Annotated in this window: 22 protein-coding genes and 1 tRNA gene; 19 read left to right on the top strand and 4 right to left on the bottom strand. The window is 34.3% G+C overall.

Translation table 11 applies throughout. From position 1 onward, the window contains the following. The 17 genes from WC644_05840 to WC644_05760 all read left to right on the top strand — a co-directional run. Nucleotides 1–629: T9SS type A sorting domain-containing protein (locus tag WC644_05840; GenBank protein MFA5011458.1), on the top strand; the 629-nt coding region annotated here is incomplete at its 5' end. A gap of 9 nt (nt 630–638) precedes the next feature. After that, nucleotides 639–1,916, top strand: coding sequence for a two-component regulator propeller domain-containing protein (locus WC644_05835; protein ID MFA5011457.1), 1,278 nt, complete (start codon nt 639–641; stop codon nt 1,914–1,916). 172 nt (nt 1,917–2,088) lie between these two features. Further along, on the top strand, nt 2,089–2,379 hold the full coding sequence (locus WC644_05830; protein ID MFA5011456.1) for a hypothetical protein: 291 nt from the start codon (nt 2,089–2,091) through the stop codon (nt 2,377–2,379). After that, nucleotides 2,376–5,591: a T9SS type A sorting domain-containing protein gene (locus tag WC644_05825; GenBank protein ID MFA5011455.1), complete on the top strand. Its 3,216-nt coding sequence runs from the start codon at nt 2,376–2,378 to the stop codon at nt 5,589–5,591. The genes WC644_05830 and WC644_05825 overlap by 4 nt, the downstream gene beginning before the upstream one ends. Before the next feature lie 503 nt (nt 5,592–6,094). Continuing rightward, complete coding sequence (locus WC644_05820) at nt 6,095–6,880, top strand: hypothetical protein (GenBank protein MFA5011454.1); 786 nt, start codon at nt 6,095–6,097, stop codon at nt 6,878–6,880. 242 nt (nt 6,881–7,122) lie between these two features. Further along, complete coding sequence (gene gcvH, locus WC644_05815) at nt 7,123–7,503, top strand: glycine cleavage system protein GcvH (GenBank protein MFA5011453.1); 381 nt, start codon at nt 7,123–7,125, stop codon at nt 7,501–7,503. Nucleotides 7,504–7,618: 115 nt separating this feature from the next. Continuing rightward, nucleotides 7,619–8,119: a DUF177 domain-containing protein gene (locus tag WC644_05810; GenBank protein ID MFA5011452.1), complete on the top strand. Its 501-nt coding sequence runs from the start codon at nt 7,619–7,621 to the stop codon at nt 8,117–8,119. A gap of 14 nt (nt 8,120–8,133) precedes the next feature. Continuing rightward, nucleotides 8,134–8,313: a 50S ribosomal protein L32 gene (gene rpmF, locus WC644_05805; GenBank protein ID MFA5011451.1), complete on the top strand. Its 180-nt coding sequence runs from the start codon at nt 8,134–8,136 to the stop codon at nt 8,311–8,313. Nucleotides 8,314–8,318: 5 nt separating this feature from the next. Beyond that, complete coding sequence (gene plsX, locus WC644_05800; GenBank protein ID MFA5011450.1) at nt 8,319–9,350, top strand: phosphate acyltransferase PlsX; 1,032 nt, start codon at nt 8,319–8,321, stop codon at nt 9,348–9,350. A 6-nt stretch (nt 9,351–9,356) separates the two neighbouring features. Further along, the gene (locus WC644_05795) at nt 9,357–9,563 is read left to right on the top strand and encodes a hypothetical protein (GenBank protein ID MFA5011449.1); all 207 of its coding nucleotides are present in this window, start codon (nt 9,357–9,359) and stop codon (nt 9,561–9,563) included. An 8-nt stretch (nt 9,564–9,571) separates the two neighbouring features. After that, nucleotides 9,572–9,784: a 50S ribosomal protein L28 gene (gene rpmB, locus WC644_05790; GenBank protein MFA5011448.1), complete on the top strand. Its 213-nt coding sequence runs from the start codon at nt 9,572–9,574 to the stop codon at nt 9,782–9,784. 7 nt (nt 9,785–9,791) lie between these two features. Further along, nucleotides 9,792–10,523, top strand: coding sequence for a glycosyltransferase (locus WC644_05785; protein MFA5011447.1), 732 nt, complete (start codon nt 9,792–9,794; stop codon nt 10,521–10,523). A gap of 3 nt (nt 10,524–10,526) precedes the next feature. Beyond that, nucleotides 10,527–11,669: a tRNA guanosine(34) transglycosylase Tgt gene (gene tgt, locus WC644_05780; protein ID MFA5011446.1), complete on the top strand. Its 1,143-nt coding sequence runs from the start codon at nt 10,527–10,529 to the stop codon at nt 11,667–11,669. Continuing rightward, the gene (yajC, locus tag WC644_05775; protein ID MFA5011445.1) at nt 11,666–11,983 is read left to right on the top strand and encodes a preprotein translocase subunit YajC; all 318 of its coding nucleotides are present in this window, start codon (nt 11,666–11,668) and stop codon (nt 11,981–11,983) included. Before tgt ends, yajC begins: the two co-directional genes overlap by 4 nt. 17 nt (nt 11,984–12,000) lie before the next feature. Continuing rightward, the gene (locus WC644_05770; GenBank protein MFA5011444.1) at nt 12,001–13,239 is read left to right on the top strand and encodes a bifunctional 3,4-dihydroxy-2-butanone-4-phosphate synthase/GTP cyclohydrolase II; all 1,239 of its coding nucleotides are present in this window, start codon (nt 12,001–12,003) and stop codon (nt 13,237–13,239) included. Beyond that, nucleotides 13,240–13,716: a transcription elongation factor GreA gene (greA, locus tag WC644_05765; protein MFA5011443.1), complete on the top strand. Its 477-nt coding sequence runs from the start codon at nt 13,240–13,242 to the stop codon at nt 13,714–13,716. It begins immediately after the preceding gene. Nucleotides 13,717–13,725: 9 nt separating this feature from the next. Then, on the top strand, nt 13,726–14,637 hold the full coding sequence (locus WC644_05760) for an MlaD family protein (protein ID MFA5011442.1): 912 nt from the start codon (nt 13,726–13,728) through the stop codon (nt 14,635–14,637). Between the two features lie 73 nt (nt 14,638–14,710). Here the strand turns inward: WC644_05760 and porQ are convergent, their stop codons facing one another. The 4 genes from porQ to WC644_05740 form a co-directional block, all read right to left on the bottom strand. Next, nucleotides 14,711–15,664: a type IX secretion system protein PorQ gene (gene porQ, locus WC644_05755; protein ID MFA5011441.1), complete on the bottom strand. Its 954-nt coding sequence runs from the start codon at nt 15,662–15,664 to the stop codon at nt 14,711–14,713. 93 nt (nt 15,665–15,757) lie between these two features. Further along, nucleotides 15,758–16,027, bottom strand: a complete 270-nt coding sequence (locus tag WC644_05750; GenBank protein MFA5011440.1) for an acylphosphatase — start codon at nt 16,025–16,027, stop codon at nt 15,758–15,760. After that, a complete protein-coding gene (locus tag WC644_05745) occupies nt 16,014–16,949 on the bottom strand; it encodes a DMT family transporter (GenBank protein ID MFA5011439.1) in 936 nt (311 codons plus the stop codon). Before WC644_05745 ends, WC644_05750 begins: the two co-directional genes overlap by 14 nt. Before the next feature lie 6 nt (nt 16,950–16,955). Then, nucleotides 16,956–17,849, bottom strand: coding sequence for a decaprenyl-phosphate phosphoribosyltransferase (locus WC644_05740; protein MFA5011438.1), 894 nt, complete (start codon nt 17,847–17,849; stop codon nt 16,956–16,958). A 183-nt stretch (nt 17,850–18,032) separates the two neighbouring features. On the opposite strand from WC644_05740, the gene WC644_05735 reads away from it, so the two are divergent. Then, nucleotides 18,033–18,104, top strand: a tRNA-Asn gene (locus WC644_05735). A 55-nt stretch (nt 18,105–18,159) separates the two neighbouring features. Beyond that, nucleotides 18,160–19,437, top strand: coding sequence for an exodeoxyribonuclease VII large subunit (gene xseA / locus WC644_05730; GenBank protein ID MFA5011437.1), 1,278 nt, complete (start codon nt 18,160–18,162; stop codon nt 19,435–19,437). The last annotated feature ends 41 nt before the right edge of the window (nt 19,438–19,478 follow it).

Below are 19,478 nucleotides of genomic sequence, written 5' to 3'. Positions count from 1 at the left end.
ATGTTGCAATAGCTATATACATTGACAAAAGCAGAAATAAATGGGTGGGGACATATTTCGGCGGAGCTGCGAAGTTTAATTCAGCACAAAACGTATGGACGGCTTTTGATTTAGCTGATTCATTAGGGTTTACAGGTAGTAATATGGTGAATGGTGTAATAGCAGACGATTCAAATGCGTATTTTCGATATAGGACGACTTTGTACAGATATTCAAGCAATGGATTTGAAATAATACCGGCAGGAACTCCAACTGCATTTGAATTTGACAAATATAATAATTTATTGATAGGTAACTTGAATGGAATAGCTATCTATAATCCTAACGGAATTGTCAGCGTAACACACGATGAAAAAATAGTACCTGCTATTTACAGCATTATTGAAAATTACCCTAATCCATTTAACAATGAAACCAGGATAAAGTTATCTCTTTCAAAGTATTCTGATATCACATTAAAAATATATGATATAAAAGGCAGGTTGGTTTCTATGCTTGCAAATGGTAAATACAATAAAGGAATTCATGAATTCAGATTTAATGGAAGTAATTTGGCAAGCGGCGTTTATTTTGCCGTTTTGAAAACAGAAGTTGAGATAAAATCACATAGAATTGTTTTATTAAAATAATCAATAAAAATGGAAAGCATAAAACTACCGGCATTATTATTATTAATATTAGCTTTGTTTTCTACAACTAATCTTGCATACGGGCAAAATCAATGGAAATATTATCATCCAAACAACTCGGGACTACCCGGAAATATTGTGCCTGATATAATAATAGACAGTACAAATGCTAAATGGTTTGCAACTAACAACGGGCTTGCAAGACTTAAAGGAAATACATGGACTGTATGGGATACTACAAATTCATTGATTCCTAATAATTTTATTCAATCCATTATAAAAGACAAGGAAAATAATATATGGATTGCAACGAGGAACAAAGGAATTGTTAAGTATGACGGAATAAACTGGACGCTTTATTATAATACTAATTTGGGATATCCATTGCTTGCAATAAACCGGCTAAGGGTTGACAACAATAATACACTTTGGGCTTGCAGTCAAACCTTAGGTTTGCTTAAATATCTCAGTAGTATAAATAAATGGGTAAGATATTATACGGCAAATTCGGGACTTCCTGATAATTCTGTAACTGATGTTCAATTCGAAAATAATATTAAATGGATAGGCACTGTGCAAGGCGGGATAGCAAGGTTTAACGATACAAGCTGGACAATATATAACCATAACAATACACCTTTAGAAAGTGATTTTATAGAGCGAGTTGGAATAGATAATTTTGACAATAAATGGTTTTGTACACGTTTTGGCGGAGTAGCTAAATTCAATTCAGATCAAAATCAATGGACAATATATACTTCAACAAACTCCGGACTTCCATGGAATAATACATATAGTATATTTTTTGATGAACAGAATACTAAATGGATAGGAATTGCTGGTGGAGGATTTACAATTTTTAATGATACAAACTGGGTTACCGCACTTGATACAAATTCTACAACGGTAGGTGATTTTAAAAAAGATAAATATAATAATGTATGGATTTGTGCAAGTGAAGGAGTGTGGGTCTATAATCCTCAGGGGATTGTAAAAGTTTACGAAAATAGCACCGTATTACCAAAGAGTATCGCATTATATCAAAACTTCCCCAATCCTTTCAATCCTTTTACTAAAATCAAATATTCTGTTAAGAAAGAAGGCTATGTTACGCTTTCAATATATGATATAACGGGTAGGAAAATAAATACAATTGTTAATAATAGGAAAAGTATTGGTGAGTATGAAATTGTTTTCAACGGAGCAGGGTTATCCTCGGGAATATACTTATATACATTAGAATCAGATGATATAAAAATTACAAAATCAATGATTTTACTAAAATAAAATAATATAAATATTATCAGGGCTCCTTAAAATAAACAGGGCACCAAATCAACCTTTAATAAAAGGAAAACGCGTCCAACGTTTTGAATCTTTAATACGTAAGTATTAAAGCGGTGCCCTTATTTCAATTTGGAACTTAATTGATTTTCATGAAAATTAAAATCTTAAAACAATGAAAAATATATATGTTTCAATCATATCTATACTCATTTTAATAATGAGTAATCAAAAACTCTCTTCAACTGAACCTGCTGCCTTTTCGGGTGATTTCTGTATCGTTGGTAAAACTGGGTTTAATATTACTGCAACTATTGAAATTGTTTCAGTTCCTTTCGAAGGAATTACAGAACCAAAAGACAGTTTTAATGTACCTGTTAATAGAGTACTGGAAATTCAAAATGGGATATACTGGAGATTTTTAGACCAGGGCAATCAACAATACAAAACAACATGGCTTATATGACAAAGACGATGGATACAGATGGAAATATTTTTGATATAGGGCATTGTTCGGGTATAGAATTTCCATTGCCAAATGAAAATTTATCCTGGGGGTTTGCAAAATATAAAATAACTATTTCGGTAGCAGAAACAAACGAAAAATATCAGTTTTATATAAATTCATTAGATAGTAAATATGGCAGAACCTATACCGGGGGATATAGCAGAGATCTATATGTCAGATATCTTTCTGAAAGTCCTTTGAATAGAAGAATATTATTCAGCAAAAAACACAACGATTCTGTTGAAATAGCAATAGATACTATAGCAACATGGGATTCATTAGCAAATGGAAAACCAAGCAAAGAATATAAACTTTGGAAAGTGATTCTGGGTCAGGATAATCCGATGGAAAAAAACTTTTATGCCAGAACAACACCGTTTCCAATTTCACCGCGTGCAATGATTGATAATAGTATTAGAGAGCTCGAACTTGGGACAAAGGTAATTTTTGATACGGTTTATAATTATACCGGTTTATCAGATAAATACGGATATAACACAATAGATAGTGCCTCAGTTTTCTTCCCATATTTTTCAAATCCGCCAATTCCATCTGGAGAAAACAGCGAAAAAAACACTTATGTTACTCCTGCTTATTTCTCATATGATCCCAATTACATAGATATTGTAGGTTTAAAAATAAATGTCTTACCGGGAGACACAATAATTCTTAAGCCCGATAAAAGGTTTTGGATTAGCGGATACAATCAATACTCTGACAACGGAGATACACTTGTTTTGTCTGCGAGTTCAGTTTTTATAAAAGAAACTGCAGCACAACTGAATACATGTTATGGTGGTACAATTTTAGATTATGGTGCTATAATGAACTGGAGTCCGAATTCTTTTTCGCATATTTTTCAAAACTCCGAGTTATCATATTTAGGGACATCGCATACTATTAATAATAGCGGGCATGTTGAAATAGATGGCTATGCAAGATTAAAAGTTGGAAACAACACCACTGTAACATTCGACGGTGCAGGAACATACTTAAAACTTAATCCCAACTCCATCGTCCAGCTTGGCGAGAACGCAAAAATTGAATTCAAGAACGGAGCATACCTGATTGCAAATGGAAGCGCCATTTCCTCTGCTCAAGGCAGCCACGGTAGAGGAATAGTTCTTGAAAATGCTGGTGAGCAGACTTCCATTACAAATTGTACGTTTAATAACCTTATGAGTTCAATATTCGTGAAGAATACTGATGCGGGATATTACGAAGCTTTTAAGAATATTAGTAATAACACATTCTATACCGATGCAATCTGTCACTACGTAATCGAAACAAAAAATACAAACAACATAACCATTTCAAACAATCATATATATATGATGCAGGGTGAGGGATTAGGTATTCTTATGCGGTATTATACAAACGAAGGCAACGAAGAGTCTGCTTCTCCAACTTATGCAGTCAATGTTATGGGAAATGAAATCTCAAACGGGGTTGTATCCGCAGCCCTTATTTCGTTCACAAATTCTTACCCGCATATTAATTTTAAATACAATAATTGTTACGGTAATGTATCAAACACAAATGTTGTATACAGACTATCACACGGAAATATAAAAAATAACACTTTTTCAAACAACTCCGGGAAGAATCTTGACCTTTTACAGGCAAATCCTGACGTGCTTTCAAACTCGTTTTATTCATATATAATGAACCTAACGAATAATGATTCATATCCGTATTTCGCTCCTATATCAACCACCACTGACGGAGGTTGGGTATGGAGAGGCGGCAAAAACACATTAACCAGTTCTTCTAACGGAAATATCTATTACAACAATGGAAATGTCGTACTGGACTGGGGTCAAAATTATTTTTCGAAAGGTTATTACAATTATCATTTGCAGGGGCGAATAAACGAACCCTCAGGTGTATATTATGTAAGAAACAATTGTTTTAATGGCAGCCATAACCCGAGCTCATCCTTAAGAGACTATTATTCGGATACTACTGTTGTAACACCGTATTACGCAGGTTCATATATTAATTGTAGTATTTCAACTGATGCAGGAACAATATGGCAAATTGATGACCTTGGAAATGGATTCTATGATACTTTGTATAGAACTGACAATAACTCCGGATATCAGCCCGAAGAGGATGAAGGTTTATACTCATCCGCTATTGAAAAAAAGCTGAACGACGATAATTACGGAGCGGTTTCAACATTTAAGACATTAATTAATCTTCACCCCCAAAGTGTATACACAGAAGAATGTTTGTACAGCCTGTATGAATGTTACCAGAAGCTTGATACCTCAAGAAATCAAACATCACACGATATTTTGTATTCCGACTTGAAATACTTCCTTGATTCAAAGATTGCATCAGGTCTGTACAGCGATGAATTCAATTTAAACGCTTACAATATTACAGTGATGTGTCTGGCGTCAATTTCCAAATATTACGAAGCAATGTCGGGGTATGAATTCATAGCACTTTACCATCCCGACGAATATTTAAGTTTTCTCGCAAGCTATGATTATGCTGAAATAGAAGACCTGATGAACGGCTCGGGTGGAATTTCAAGCAAGGAAGAAAACATGACACAGGAAGAGTACTATAAGAAATTGAAAAAGAGAATAGACAGAAAGATTGACGACGACCCTGTGAAGAAAATGGTAAAGAAATCATTTGATAGAACAAAAGCAGAAAAATTCTCAAAGATTGAGAAAGATGCAGCTTCAAGAACTAACAGCAATGAAACCGCAAAACAGGAAATAGCAAGAATAAAATCGAAATACGATGAAGCAAAGATGAAAGCTGTTTCCATAATGCGTACTTCAAAATCTTTAACGAGAGAAGAAAAAGACAGAAAGCAAATTGAAGACATTCTGCTCACAAAAACAGAAGAAAACAAGGAATCTGCAACATTTAGCAATATAGTCCCTGACGAGTATAGTATTTCTCAGAACTATCCGAACCCATTTAATCCAAACACAAAGATAAACTTTGCGTTGCCGAAGCAGGGTTTCGTATCTCTGAAAATCTATGACATCACGGGTAGAGAAATTAAGACACTTGTAAACGAAGTAAAGCAGGCAGGATATTACACCGTTGATTTCAACGGTTCTAATCTCAGCAGCGGTGTTTACTTCTATAAAATCCAATCAGGTGATTTTTCAAGCGTAAAGCGTATGGTGCTTGTAAAATAATTGGAAATAAATAATCCAATATTTTTAAATATACAAACAAAAACCCGCGAGACATTCGCGGGTTTTTATATTTTTAAACTAAACATATAATCTACTGAATTTTACAATAGGACTCCATTTTAATTTTCTACTCTTTTTAAACTGTCATCATTTTTTTCAACTCACATGGTTACATTATTTGTTACCCACTGCTTTCTTTGAAATAATTATTTAATTTACTTGACATTTATAAAAAATTATTATATATTGTAATATGCGAGATTAAATAAAATAAATCTTGTAAAAATCTGTTTTATTTGGATGTATTTGAAGTAAATATCCAAATAACAACAAAAATTAAAGGTTTCTTAAACCCCGCTTAAAGTCCACTTCAAGCCCACTTAAATTCCACTTGTAATTCACAGAATTTTCAATTAACTTCCCATTAATCGTCGATGAATGCTTATTGCTTTATCTATCGGTATTATTAAACGCATTAATTTTTAAATTTAAATTTTACTTTTATGGCGGAAATGAAAGGTGGTCTTCTCGGAAAACCTTCTGGTAAAGTAGGGAATATGGTATATCGTATTAAAAATAAGAAGGTTCTTGCTTACCGGCTTAATGAGACTTACAATAAATCTTTCTCAGATAAAGCACTGGAAAATGAAAGTCTTTTCACAAAGGTATCTGCTTTCGCAAACTTTCTGAATAAGTCTCCTTTATTGAAACAACTTTGGATTCTTTCAAAAAGACCCGGTGTTTATTCTAACCTGAAAATATACAAATTCAACCATAGAAATATTAAACTATGGGGAATTAGCTCTGAAGCAAGGATTCTTCCAACTAATTTCACTTACAGAAATAAAAACGTGATACTTGATAAGAATAAACTTACTCTCGAATTTCAGCACCCCGAAATAAATAAACTATACAAGAATCAGACTCATGATTTTGAACCGCCCTATACTTTTGTATCTGTTATTTATGCCGTTGACCCTGTAAATCCTGAATCAGAGCAGAAAAAAGCAGCTATATATCTCGATGAAAAAGTTGATGATTTTAAAATCTCTGCCGCGGGTACATCCCGCTTTACGTTTGATACTGCCGATAACTCTTTCCCTTTCCTCAATGATTTTAAAACTGTTCTCGTTTTTCCGGCAATCGTTTCCGAGGGTCCTGTAAACACAATGAAAAAATGGGCGGAATGCGGCGGCATATACATAAAAGGCTCTATCCCTAAAAAAAGTTTATTTAAACAGGAGCCACCTCCCGTTAAACCAAATAAAACATTCATCATCGATTATTAGTAAATATTTTGTCATCCCCGCTCGCATTTGGCGGGGATCTAATCACAATTTTTTTAAAAATTAAAGCCCTGGAACTTGTTACCCAAACTACCCAATATTTGAATTGTAAAAACTACATATTTTTATTATATTTATAGTTGTTACATTAAGTTATATATCAAATTCATAAGGTTTTAAGTATCTAAAAATATGTTTTTTGCATACTTAGAACTTTTTGTATAATTATTAAATTAGTTAATATTATGAATATTCCCGAAAATTTGAAGTTCACTAAAGATCACGAGTATGTTATTGTTGATGGCAATGTTGCTGTTGTAGGTGTTACAGATTATGCACAGGGAGAACTCGGCGATATTATTTTCGTTGATTTTACTAAATCAGTTGGCGATTCCGTAGCAGTTAACGATGTTGTCTGTTCAATCGAAGCTGTTAAGACTGTTTCAGAGGTCTTCAGCCCGTTATCTGGTAAAATAACTGAGGTAAATTCCGGTATTAATGACGCTGCTTCTAAAGTCAATTCTGACCCTTACGGTGATGGTTGGCTTTTTAAAATTGAAGTAGCAAACCCTGCAGAGCTTGATGCGTTAATGGATGCTGCTGCATACAAAGTACTTTTAGGTTAATAATAATTTTAATCATAATTTAATTCCTGAATAGATTATTTGTAAACAGAACTTTTCCTGTTTTACAAAAGTATGTTTTATTTTTCTATTTTAAAAAGTTAATTATGGAGCTGATATGATGAAGATTATTGTTTCGAATCTTGCTGATGGTAAGCATGATTACGAGTTTCATGAAAACGTCGATTATCTGGAACTCAATGATTTAAAACCTAAAGACGGGATTAATGTTGATGTTACGCTGGATAAATCTGATATGCAGATACATGCTATTATAAAAGTCCATGCAGACTTGATATTTCCATGCGATAGATGTACTGATGATTTTGACTATGTTCTCGAGACTGTTTTCGATGTCGTGTTCAAGTATTCAAAGAATGATCTGGAAATTCAATCGAGCGATGATGATAATATGTTCTTCATTTCTCCGGAAACGAACAGCATTGACCTTAAAAACGTGGTAAGGGAAAATATATTAATTTCCTTGCCGATGAGACATGTGCCCGAAGATAATAACGGTATTTGCTCATTTTGTAAGAAAGATATTAATGATATCCTTAGAATCGACATTAAACAGGAAGTGAACCCTGTGTGGAATAAATTATTAAACAAGAATTAATTAAATAAGTTAAAATGCCAAATCCAAAAAGAAGACATTCGAAAACGAGGGGTAGAAAACGCAGAACGCATTACAAAGCAGCCGCTCCTACTCTTGTCAAATGCTCAAATTGCAATGAAATGAAACCAAGTCATCAGATTTGTCCTGCATGCGGTTTCTACGATGGTAAGAGTATTGTTCTTCCTAAGAAATAGATTTAATGCCGCAGGAGGGTAATAAAATTATTCGTATAGCCGTTGATGCTATGGGAGGGGATTTTACTCCTGTTAATCCCGTTCTTGGTGCTGCTGAAGCCGCTGCTGAGAACAGTAATATTGAAGTTATTCTCGTTGGTCCTGAAAAAAAGATCAATGAAGTATTAAAAAATAAAAATATAACTCTAAATAATCTAAAGGTTATTCATTCTGAGGATTATGTTACGATGGATGATTTACCGGCTGAAGTTTACAAAACCAAGCCAAATTCATCTTTAAACGTTGCTTTAAAGCTTCAGCGTGAGAAAAAAGCAGATGCATTGGTTAGCGCCGGCAATACTGGCGCCGTTCTTTCACATTCGACTTTACGTCTCGGTAGAATTCAGGGTATTGGTCGAGCAACAATTGGTGCTGAACTTCCGGCTATCAAGGGCTCAACTCTTGTGTTTGATGTTGGTGCTACTGTTGATTGCAGACCTGACCACCTCGTTGAGTATGCTATCATGGGTTCTGTTTTTGCTGAGTATATTTACAAGAAGAAGACTCCTAAAGTAGGACTTCTAAGCGTTGGGGAGGAAAAGACAAAAGGTAATGAGCTTTCTCTTTCGGCTTATGAAATGCTTGAAAAAGCTCCCATTAATTTTGTAGGTAACATTGAAGGCAGCGATGTGCTGAAAGGTACCGTTGATGTTGCTATCTGCGATGGGTTTGTTGGTAACATTATCATTAAACTAGCAGAAAGTGTTCTTGATCTTCTAAAATATAACTTTAGAGAATATGCTGACAAAGGGATTTTCCAAAAATTATGGATGGGTTTGATGTATGGGACATTAAAAAAGATTTTTAAGCAGTTCGATTATCAGGAGCAGGGAGGTACTCCTCTGCTGGGTGTTAACGGCGTCTCAATAATTGGACATGGAAAATCGACTCCGTATGCTATTAAGAAAATGATTTTCAGGGCTGAACAGGTTTCTCGTCTTGAAATAAATAAGAAAATTGAAGAAGCAATTAAAGAAAATAAATTAATAAATAAATAAAACAAAATGGCAAAAGTACAATCGTTTGCGGATAAAGCGGCAAAACTTGCTAGGAAGCATGATTTCACCGTTATCGATCCCGATACTAACCAGGAGACAAGAATTATTAACGTTAGACTTGTCGAAGCAGTTAAAACCGAAAAAGGTTCAGTAAAATTTCTTGATAAAAACATGAAAGTTTATGAATCTTCTTATAAACCTTATAAAGGATAGGAGATAAAATGGCAAGAGTTTGTAAAATAACTGGTAAAAAACCTATGACAGGTAATAACGTTTCTCATGCAAACAACAGGTCTAAAAGAAGACAGTTACCTAACCTGCAGAAGAAAAGAATCTGGCTTGAAGATGAAAAACGCTATGTTACTATGAAAATTTCTACCGAAGCTATTAAAACACTCGATAAAAAAGGATTAAAATCTTTGTTGAGCAAATAGTTTCCTGATGGCTAAATCTATCAGTGTTATTATTCCTGCACTTAACGAAGAGAAGCTGATAGCAAATACCATTAAACAGTTTGATGATGTTGTTAAAGCAAAGTATGATGTTGAGGTTATAGTCAGTGATGGTGGAAGTACGGATAATACTCTTTCAATAATCGAAGGCAAGGTTGATAAAATTGTGATTCCAAGTAAGGATTACAAGCAGAACATTTCCGAAGGAAGAAATATGGGTTATAAATCTTCTTCGGGTAATGTTCTGATTTTTTTTAACGCTGATACTTATGTTAAAGATATTGATATTTTCTTCGAAAAGATTCTCGAGTATCTTAAAGATGATAACGTTAACGCTCTTGCGTTTCCTGTAAAAGTGTTTCCGGATGAGGAAAAACTCAGAGACAAAGTTTTTCATTATTTTTACAATAATTATGTCCGTTTACTGAATTTTGCTTTTATGGGTATGGCTCGAGGTGAGTGTCATATTGTTAAAAGAAAAGCTTTCGAAACGGTTAATGGTTATAATGAAAAACTTGGTGCAGGTGAAGATTTTGAGCTGTACAAGAAGTTGCATAAAATTGGAAAGATTCGTTTCTGTAAAGATTTGATGGTTTTTGAATCACCAAGACGGTACAGAAAATTTGGATATTTATATGTCCTTTTCGATTGGGCAAAAAATTCTATTTGGATTACTCTTTTTAAGAAGTCAGTCTCTAAAGAATGGAAACCCATCAGATAAGCCATGAAGTTCTTTAACGTTCTTTCAAATAGCAGTGAACTCGGTATTAAAGCAAGAACAGGTATGATTACAACAGATAACTCTGTAATCGAAACTCCTGTTTTTATGCCAGTCGGTACTGTCGCAACAGTCAAAGCAATAAAGAATTCCGAACTTGAAGATCTCGATTCACGTATTATTCTTGGTAATACGTATCATCTTTATCTTAGGCCTGGAAATTCTATTATACAGAATGCAGGAGGACTTCATAAGTTTATGAATTGGAAAAGAAGTCTTCTTACCGATAGTGGTGGCTTTCAGGTTTTTAGTCTTTCTTCTCTTAAGAAGGTAGAAGATGGTGGCGTGAAGTTTAGTTCTCATATTGACGGCTCTAAACATTACTTTTCACCTGAAAGTGTTATTAACACTCAGAGGATTATTGGCTCTGATATAATGATGCCTCTCGATGAGTGTATTGCTTATCCTGCTGCTTTTAAGCAAGCAGTAAAGGCACTTGAGCGAACAATAAAATGGGAATCAAAGTGTTTTGAAGTTTACAAGAACACGTCTTCATTGTATGGTCACAAACAAAGATTGTTTTGTATTGTACAGGGTAGTACTTTCAAAGAGTTGCGGAAAAGAAGTATTGAGGAACTACTTGTAAATGACTTTGACGGTTGTGCGATAGGTGGTCTCGCAGTCGGTGAAAAGAATGAACTAATGTATGAACTTACGGATTATTGCACTGACATTCTACCGGTTAATAAACCAAGATATCTGATGGGGGTTGGTACACCAATTGATATTCTTGAATCGGTTGAACGTGGAGTGGACATGTTCGACTGCGTCATGCCGACGCGTAACGCAAGACACGGCAGAATATTTACGACTTATGGAGAGATAAATATCAAGAATGCAAAGTATGCTTACGATTTCAGACTGATTGACGATGAATGTATAACTTATACTTCTAAGAATTTCTCGTTTGCGTACTTGAGGCATCTATTCATGGCAAAAGAAATTCTTGGTGCACAGCTTGCTTCATTACATAATTTAGGTTTTTATCTTAAACTGATGAAAGACATAAGAATGGCTATTAGTATTAACAGATTTAAAGAATTTAAACAAACATTTTTATTAAAATATAATTCAAACAAACAAATATGAACATTTTATTTGGTATCTTTTTGCAGGCAGGTGGAGCAGATTTACTATCAACTATAGTACCTTTTCTGCTAATCATTGTAGTTTTCTATTTCCTTATTCTTAGACCTCAGCAAAAAAGGCAGAAGGAAAGAACAAAACTTCTTGAAGGAGTTAAGAAAGGTGATAAGATTATCACTGCAGGAGGAATTCATGGTGTTGTCGAAGGTCTCGACGATAAAACCGTTCTTGTAAAAATTGATGATAGCGTTAAAGTCAAACTCGAAAAAACAGGTATTGCTACTATAATCGGATTAACTGACCAGGGTAAGAAGTAATTTTAACAAAATCCTGAATGGATAAGAAGAATACTATACTGGATTCTATTGAATCTGCTATTAATGATTTTAAAAAAGGTAAAATCATAATAGTCGTTGATGATGAGGATCGTGAAAATGAAGGCGATATGATTTTCTCTGCGGAGAAATCAACACCCGAACTCGTCAACTTCCTCGTTCGTCATGCTCGTGGACTTATTTGTGTTCCTATGCAACAGAAAAGGCTTGAAGAACTTGAAATTGGTATGATGACAGCAGATAATACTGCACGTCATGAGACCGCTTTTACTGTTAGTGTTGATTATTTGGTTGGTACTACAACAGGAATTTCAGCTTTCGACCGTCACAAAACTATTAAAGCTCTTGTTGATAAAAATACTAAACCTGTTTCACTCGGTAAACCGGGGCATATTTTCCCACTTAAAGCCGAGGAGGGCGGAGTATTGAAAAGAGCTGGGCATACGGAAGCCGCGGTTGACCTCGCAAAGCTTGCTGGTCATTATCCTGCAGGCGTTCTTTGTGAAGTACTGAAAGAAAACGGTGAAATGGCGCGTCTACCCGAACTTATCGAGCTTGCAAATAAGTTTAAGCTGAAAATAATCTCGATTAAAGACCTTATCAAATACAGGCTTACAAAAGATATTCTCGTGTCAAGACTTGTTGATGCTAAACTCCCGAGTAAATTCGGGAATTTTAATATTCATATTTATCGCAGTATTGTTGATAGAAAAGAACACATAGCTCTTGTTAAAGGAAATATTAAAATAAATAAACCTGTGCTTGTTAGAGTTCATTCAGAATGCATGACTGGTGATATTTTTGGCTCTCTGAGATGTGACTGTCGGGAGCAGCTTACTAAATCTATGCAGTTGATTGAGAAAGTAGGTAAAGGTGTAGTTCTATACATGAGACAGGAAGGCAGGGGGATAGGTCTCGTTAATAAACTTAAGGCTTATAATCTTCAGGAAAAAGGAAAAGATACTGTCGAAGCAAACGTTGAACTCGGTTTTCAGGCAGATTTAAGAGACTACGGTATTGGAGCTCAAATACTTCGTGACCTGGGACTAAAGAAAATAAAACTTCTTACAAATAATCCTAAAAAGATTATAGGTTTGATTGGGTATGGTCTCGAAGTAGTTGAACGGATTCCTATTGAAATTGAAGCTAATCATATTAATGTAAGATATCTAAAAACTAAAAGAGATAAATTAGGTCACCTAATTTTATTGGAAAAAACTAAAAAGAGAGTTAATTAAATGGAACAGGGTATTGTTTATCTTAAAAGGAAAAGGCTCGTAGAACTTGAAAATCAACTTAGAGAATTAAAAACAGTTGAAAGAAGAGATATTGCGGATAAGATTGCCGAAGCTCGCTCACATGGTGATTTATCCGAAAATGCAGAATACGATGCCGCTAAAGAAGCTCAGTCTCATCTTGAAATGAAGATTGGCAAACTTGAGAATCTTCTTTCAAGGGTAAAAATTATAGAGGATTCAGACATCCCTGATGATACCGCTTACGTACTTACTGAAGTAAAAGTTTTTGACCTGAAACGCAAGGAAGAATTGTCTTATCATTTAGTCTCTCCCGATGAGGCAGATTTTGAACAGGATAAAATATCTATCGTTTCTCCTCTTGGTAAAGCGTTATTAGGAAAGAAGGTGGGAGAAGTGGCTTCTTTTACTGCCCCCGCTGGAACTATAGAATATAAAATTCTTGAAATTAAAAAATAATAAAACGTCATGTTTTACAAGAAGTTTTCTGAGATTAAAGTTGGTGTTTTTATTTTTGTCGCCATCGTAATTGTTACCGCTACTATTTTCTGGACTAAAGGATTTATTATGGGCAAGGATAAGCGGGATATGGTAGCTTATTTCCCGTCTGTTTCAAGCTTAAATTTCGGTGACCCTGTTTCTGTAAACGGTGTTGTGAAAGGTAAGGTTTCTCAAATCGAATTGGAAGGGGACTCGGTCAAAGTAACTTTCGCTCTTGAAAAAGATGTGATTATTAAAACTGATTATTCTATTGAAATCGCATCCCCCGAACTTATGGCTGGAAAGACTGTTTATATCAGACCCGGAAAGGATGCTAACCAGATCGATTATGGTAAACCTCTGTTCGGTGTTAATGGTGCTGATATCTCTACTGTAATGAAAACTGCTTCCGATATGGCTGGAGACGTAAAAACCCTTATCGGTAAATTTAATAAAACTGCTGATAATCTTGATCTCGTTCTAATCAATATAAATGAACTAGTTGGTGATAAAAGAATGCAGGGAGATTTAAAAAATACCATTTCTAATCTTGCTGTTACTTCCAGAAGCCTTAATGGTCTTGTTGCCGATTCTCGAAAGAACGTAAATAACTTATCTGATGATGCAGATAAAACACTAAAGAGTGTTAATACTCTTCTTGATGATACTTCACCAGAGATTAAGAGTACATTTAAGGATGTTCAGTCTCTAACTGTGAAATTTGATTCACTCGTTTCAAACCTTAATATAATTGTTTCTGATATTCAAACTCAGAATAGTGGAGTCGGTAAGTTTATTTATGACGATAAATTCTTTAATAACTTAAATAAACTTATAGAAGAAGTTGAAAAACTTACGGTCAAGATAAAAAACGACGGTGTGAAAATTAATCTTTTCTGATTTTAAATAATTCTTTTAAATAAAAACCTTGTTCAACTTGAACAGTGTTTTTGTTTTTCTGTTGTGTTATTACCTAAATATCAAACCCAATATTAAACCTGTGAGCAGCTCCTACATTCCCTAATGAATTAAAAGCATAATCAAGTTTATATCTCTCTCCGAACCTAATTCCGATACCGGCCGAGAATCCGCTAATGCCTAACGTAGACCCTGTCTTAAAGTTCTGCCTCTGTGGATTGTTATAACCTACTCTTAATAGTACATAATCATTAAGTGTAAACTCTCCGCCGACTACAATATTCTTGAACCTTTCAAAGAATTTATCATACTCATCAAGAAGGTTAGAAAATCCGATATTTACTGTCAATGGAAGGTGTTCAAGGGATTTGGTCATGCCTAATCGCAAATCTATAGGTAGCTTTTCATTCGTGTTTATATACTTTTTAACTTGCGTTCCTAAATTTAATATACTAATCCCGAAGTTCAGTTTTTCTTCTGGTATAACATACATAGCACCAAGATCTAAAGCAAGAGCCATCGAATTATATTCATCTATGGATGAGTATATAAACTTCACATTAGCTCCGTAATGAAAATTGAACTTGTATTTGTTCGCATAACCGAGTGAAAGTGCAAGTTCATTAGCACCAAAGGTTCCTAAGTTCTCAAAGTTTTCGTCGTATTTATCAAAGCTTCCGTAATTTATGTATCTGATACCCGCTCCGAAGTATCCTATGTCTTTATATTTCTGTGAATATGCAACGTTTCCCGAATTAATATCCATCAAGTACTTAAAGAATCCAACACTTGCCTGTTTCCCCTCAAGTGTCGCAAGTCCGGCAGGATTGTAGAATATCGTGTTTACATCATTTGAAACCGAAACAAAACTCCCCGCCATTGCAGATGAACGGGCGTCAACATTTAGGTTTAGAAAATCGTATGTGTATTGTTGTTGAGTAAATGCTAAATTTGTTGTAAGAATTACTGCTGCTGCAATTACTGCTATTAGACTTATTTTCTTTTCCATCACTGATTATTGGTTATTAACTTGTAGCTAACCTCTTTACTCAACTCCTTTTTTCTTCAATAATATTCAATAAAAGCAAAAAATACAAGTGTTTTAATAAACTTCAAATGTTTTCATTTTATCATCATACTGAGCTTCTTCTATTCGTAATGTAGTTACCCTTGATGCATGCGAACCTATTTTCATACACTTAATATAATCTTTAAGCACCCCTTCTTCTCCTTGTGCAAGTATCTCAACATCGCCGTTGTATAAATTCTTAGCGTAACCTGAAATTCCGTATTCTTTTGCAGTTCTGTAACAGTAATACCTGAATCCGACACCTTGCACAAGTCCTTTAACTATAATTCTAATTGCCCGCATGTATAATCTTTTTCTTTATTTCCTGAAAAAATTCTGAAAATATAAATCCAAGCAAAATTATTAACGCTCCGACTATCTGGTTTCCCGAAAGCAATTCCGATAAAAGAATGAATCCGAATATTACAGCAAACACCTGTTCCATGTTGTAAATAAGTCCCGCCCTTATTGGTGTTGTATATTTTTGAAACTTTATCGCCAAGAATAATGCAATGAATGTAGAAAATATTCCGTTAAAGACAATAGAGAATACTAAAAACCAGTTAAACTCTACTTTAAAAGAATCCATCCATAAATGTTCTATAAAAACCAATGATAATAAACTTAATACTGCCATTGCTAAATATTGTCCCCAAATCAAAGGTAGGGCATCGCTGTTGCGTGAATATTTGTCAAGGTACACTATATGATATGCAAATGCAATCGAACATACCATTGTTATGATATCCCCGAAATTCAACTCTGTATTCTTTATATCAGACAGAATATAAATCCCGAACATAACTATTATTACACCAATAAGATTCTCCACCTTTGGCTTAACTTTTATAACCATTATTTGAACGAATGGAATTAATACAAGATATGTTCCCGTTATTAATGCTGAATTTGCGGATGTAGTATGCTGTAATCCAATTGTTTGGCTCACAAATCCCAAAAAAAGAAATATACCAAGTATAATGCCTTTTCTTACATCATCCTTTTTAAATTCTTTTATTCTACTTCCGTAAAAACAGTAAAAAATAATAACAGTCAGGAAAAATCTGAAAAAGATAAACGCATTTGGTGACATGTAGTTAAGGGCAATCTTCACCGAAGGAAAACTAAACCCCCATATTAGCGAACAGAACAATAATATTACTTCTGACTTATACTGTGTAGGATTGCTCGAGAAATAATTTTTTACTCTGATGATTGAATTCATTCCGTTTTAAAATCCGGGTATTTTATTTCTGTAGATTATTAAAAACGAAAACGTAAACCATAGTATGATGTTAATTATTAAAGATATATCTTTCGTGACGATAAGTTCAGGACTTTCCCCAAGGTTCTTCCTGTGTAGTAAATATAGATACCTGAACATTCCGTATATTACAAATGGTGTTGTGTATATTAGATTCTCTGTATGAAATGTGCTTACTGCTTTGCTTGATACAGTGTATAATGCATAACAGATAATCGTACCAGTTACAGCGACAGTATTCATCTGGTCTGTAAAAACAACGTCATAATGACTGAGTACCTTTCTTTGATTTTCATAATTGTCATTCTCAGAACCTGTAAGTTCAGCCCTTCTTTTTGAGATTGCAAGAAAAAGAGATAGAAAAATTGTAGTCAGTATCATCCAGCTTGAGATCGGTACTCCTATAGCTGCCGCTCCACCTTCAACTCTGAGCATAAACCCAAGTGAAATTATAAATACATCAAGTATCACAATATGCTTCAACTTTAATGAATAAAACAGATTCATTGTCACATATACACCTATCACCAATGCAAATACTATATTAAGCTTTAAAAGTATTAATATAACAATTACCGTTAAAAATAAAGCAAAAATAAGTGCTTCTTTTACGTTTACTTCTCCCGATGCAATCGGGCGGAACCGTTTCTTTTTGTGAATTCTGTCAGCATCTCTGTCCACTATGTCATTAATAATATAAACAATGCTTGATGTAAACGAAAATGCTACAAAGGCAAGCATACTCATTATTACTAAATCAAAATTCATCATTTGACCCGCAAACAGAATCGGTGCAAAAACGAATAGGTTCTTTAGCCATTGTTTTGGTCGGGATAATATTATTAACTTAAATAGTTTCATTATTTGCAAGTTTTAATATAATCAAGTTATTCAATTTTTGTAATGAATAAACAGTTTCAAAGATTTCTGCTTTTGTTGTTACGATTTCTCATTAAATTCACTGGATTTTCTTCAAAATTTAACAGAAATCATAAATTTATGTCATTGACTATTTTAAAAAATTGAGGTATTTTTATTGATAATTCGAAGATAGCTCAATGGTGGAGCATTCGGCTGTTAACCGAAGGGTTGGGGGTTCGAGTCCCCCTCTTCGAGCAAAACCTCGCTGGTTAAATAGCGGGGTTTTTTCATTTAAGTAATGCTTATGAATTTGAATAGTTTATTCCAAAATACTGAAGATGAGCATCCTCTGACCGTATCAGAATTAACCTCCTTTATCAAACAAACTCTTGAAACTCGTTTGAATGATGTTTTTGTTTTAGGTGAAATTTCTGGTTTCAGAAGAGCAATGCCTTCAGGACATTCTTACTTTGTCCTTAAAGATAATAAGTCTCAAATTTCTTGCAATCTTTGGAGTTTCCGATTTAACCAACTTAAATTCAAGCCAGAGGACGGAATGAAAGTCCTTATTAGGGGTAGAGTTACTGTCTATGAACCGCGGGGAACCTATGCAATTGAAGTTTATAGCATCACTGAAGTGGGTATCGGAGAGTTGCAGGCAGCTTTTAATAGACTTAAAGAAAAACTTCTCAAAGAAGGCTTGTTCGATGAGGAAAGAAAAAAGCATATTCCTGATTTTCCCCAAAATGTAGCAATTATTACTTCTGAGTCAGGTGCAGTTATCGAAGACTTTATAAAAGTAGCTAAAAAAAGATATTCGAATTTCATGCTTTACCTTTTTCCTGTATTAGTTCAGGGTAAAGGCTCTATTGAAAGTGTTTGCAGGGCAATAAAGCAGGCAAATGACCTTCCCATCGATTTTGATGTTATCGTAATTGCAAGAGGTGGTGGTTCTATAGAAGACCTCTGGACTTTCAACGAAGAAGATGTGGCAAGAGCAGTTTGTCAATCAAAAATTCCAGTCGTCAGTGCCGTAGGGCATGAGGTTGATTATACTATTTGCGATTTCGTTGCTGACTTAAGGGCACCTACCCCTTCTGCCGCTGCTGAGATGATTCTTCCCGATAAAAGGGAGCTTTTGGACAACCTTAACAATTATGATTACGACCTAAAGTCATTAGTCTTTGACAGAATTGCTTTTTACAGAGAGAGTCTTGATAGAATTCAGTCCAATTATGCATTCAATAAGCCAAGAGATATCCTGAATGATGTTAAGATTCGTGTTGATGAGATAAGTGATGAATTGTATAAGATTTTTTCTGATACTTTAGAATACTATAAATTAGATTTAGAAGAAAAGCATGATTCTTTAGCTTCATTGTGTAAAGATAGAATTACATTTTGTAAAAACGATTTGGACTACAAAGAAAAGATTCTAAAAAACTTAAGTCCGGATAATACCCTAAAACGAGGTTTTGCAGTGATTACAAAACATAGTAAAATAGTTTCAGGTAAAATAGATTTGAACAGCAATGATTCAGTGAATATTAGATTTCACGATGGAAGCGTTGATGCAACTGTTAACTGAAATACTACGCTTATTTCAATAATAAATTAATTTTATTAATG

Source organism: Ignavibacteria bacterium (genome assembly GCA_041649015.1).
Taxonomy (GTDB): domain Bacteria; phylum Bacteroidota; class Ignavibacteria; order Tepidaquicellales; family Tepidaquicellaceae; genus CAIKZJ01.
The sequence above is the reverse complement of the archived record's forward strand: the minus strand, read 5'-3'. Positions and strand labels throughout refer to the sequence as shown.

Excerpts from the sequence above, each read along its gene's own strand:
- WC644_05750 (MFA5011440.1), bottom strand. The coding sequence starts at position 16,027 with ATGCGGGCAATTAGAATTATAGTTAAAGGACTTGTGCAAGGTGTCGGA.
- gcvH (MFA5011453.1), top strand. The coding sequence starts at position 7,123 with ATGAATATTCCCGAAAATTTGAAGTTCACTAAAGATCACGAGTATGTT.
- tgt (MFA5011446.1), top strand. The coding sequence starts at position 10,527 with ATGAAGTTCTTTAACGTTCTTTCAAATAGCAGTGAACTCGGTATTAAA.
- WC644_05810 (MFA5011452.1), top strand. The coding sequence starts at position 7,619 with ATGATGAAGATTATTGTTTCGAATCTTGCTGATGGTAAGCATGATTAC.
- WC644_05745 (MFA5011439.1), bottom strand. The coding sequence starts at position 16,949 with ATGAATTCAATCATCAGAGTAAAAAATTATTTCTCGAGCAATCCTACA.
- porQ (MFA5011441.1), bottom strand. The coding sequence starts at position 15,664 with ATGGAAAAGAAAATAAGTCTAATAGCAGTAATTGCAGCAGCAGTAATT.
- WC644_05770 (MFA5011444.1), top strand. The coding sequence starts at position 12,001 with ATGGATAAGAAGAATACTATACTGGATTCTATTGAATCTGCTATTAAT.
- WC644_05820 (MFA5011454.1), top strand. The coding sequence starts at position 6,095 with ATGGCGGAAATGAAAGGTGGTCTTCTCGGAAAACCTTCTGGTAAAGTA.
- rpmF (MFA5011451.1), top strand. The coding sequence starts at position 8,134 with ATGCCAAATCCAAAAAGAAGACATTCGAAAACGAGGGGTAGAAAACGC.
- yajC (MFA5011445.1), top strand. The coding sequence starts at position 11,666 with ATGAACATTTTATTTGGTATCTTTTTGCAGGCAGGTGGAGCAGATTTA.
- WC644_05835 (MFA5011457.1), top strand. The coding sequence starts at position 639 with ATGGAAAGCATAAAACTACCGGCATTATTATTATTAATATTAGCTTTG.
- WC644_05760 (MFA5011442.1), top strand. The coding sequence starts at position 13,726 with ATGTTTTACAAGAAGTTTTCTGAGATTAAAGTTGGTGTTTTTATTTTT.
- plsX (MFA5011450.1), top strand. The coding sequence starts at position 8,319 with ATGCCGCAGGAGGGTAATAAAATTATTCGTATAGCCGTTGATGCTATG.
- WC644_05740 (MFA5011438.1), bottom strand. The coding sequence starts at position 17,849 with ATGAAACTATTTAAGTTAATAATATTATCCCGACCAAAACAATGGCTA.
- WC644_05825 (MFA5011455.1), top strand. The coding sequence starts at position 2,376 with ATGACAAAGACGATGGATACAGATGGAAATATTTTTGATATAGGGCAT.
- greA (MFA5011443.1), top strand. The coding sequence starts at position 13,240 with ATGGAACAGGGTATTGTTTATCTTAAAAGGAAAAGGCTCGTAGAACTT.
- WC644_05785 (MFA5011447.1), top strand. The coding sequence starts at position 9,792 with ATGGCTAAATCTATCAGTGTTATTATTCCTGCACTTAACGAAGAGAAG.
- WC644_05795 (MFA5011449.1), top strand. The coding sequence starts at position 9,357 with ATGGCAAAAGTACAATCGTTTGCGGATAAAGCGGCAAAACTTGCTAGG.
- WC644_05830 (MFA5011456.1), top strand. The coding sequence starts at position 2,089 with ATGAAAAATATATATGTTTCAATCATATCTATACTCATTTTAATAATG.
- rpmB (MFA5011448.1), top strand. The coding sequence starts at position 9,572 with ATGGCAAGAGTTTGTAAAATAACTGGTAAAAAACCTATGACAGGTAAT.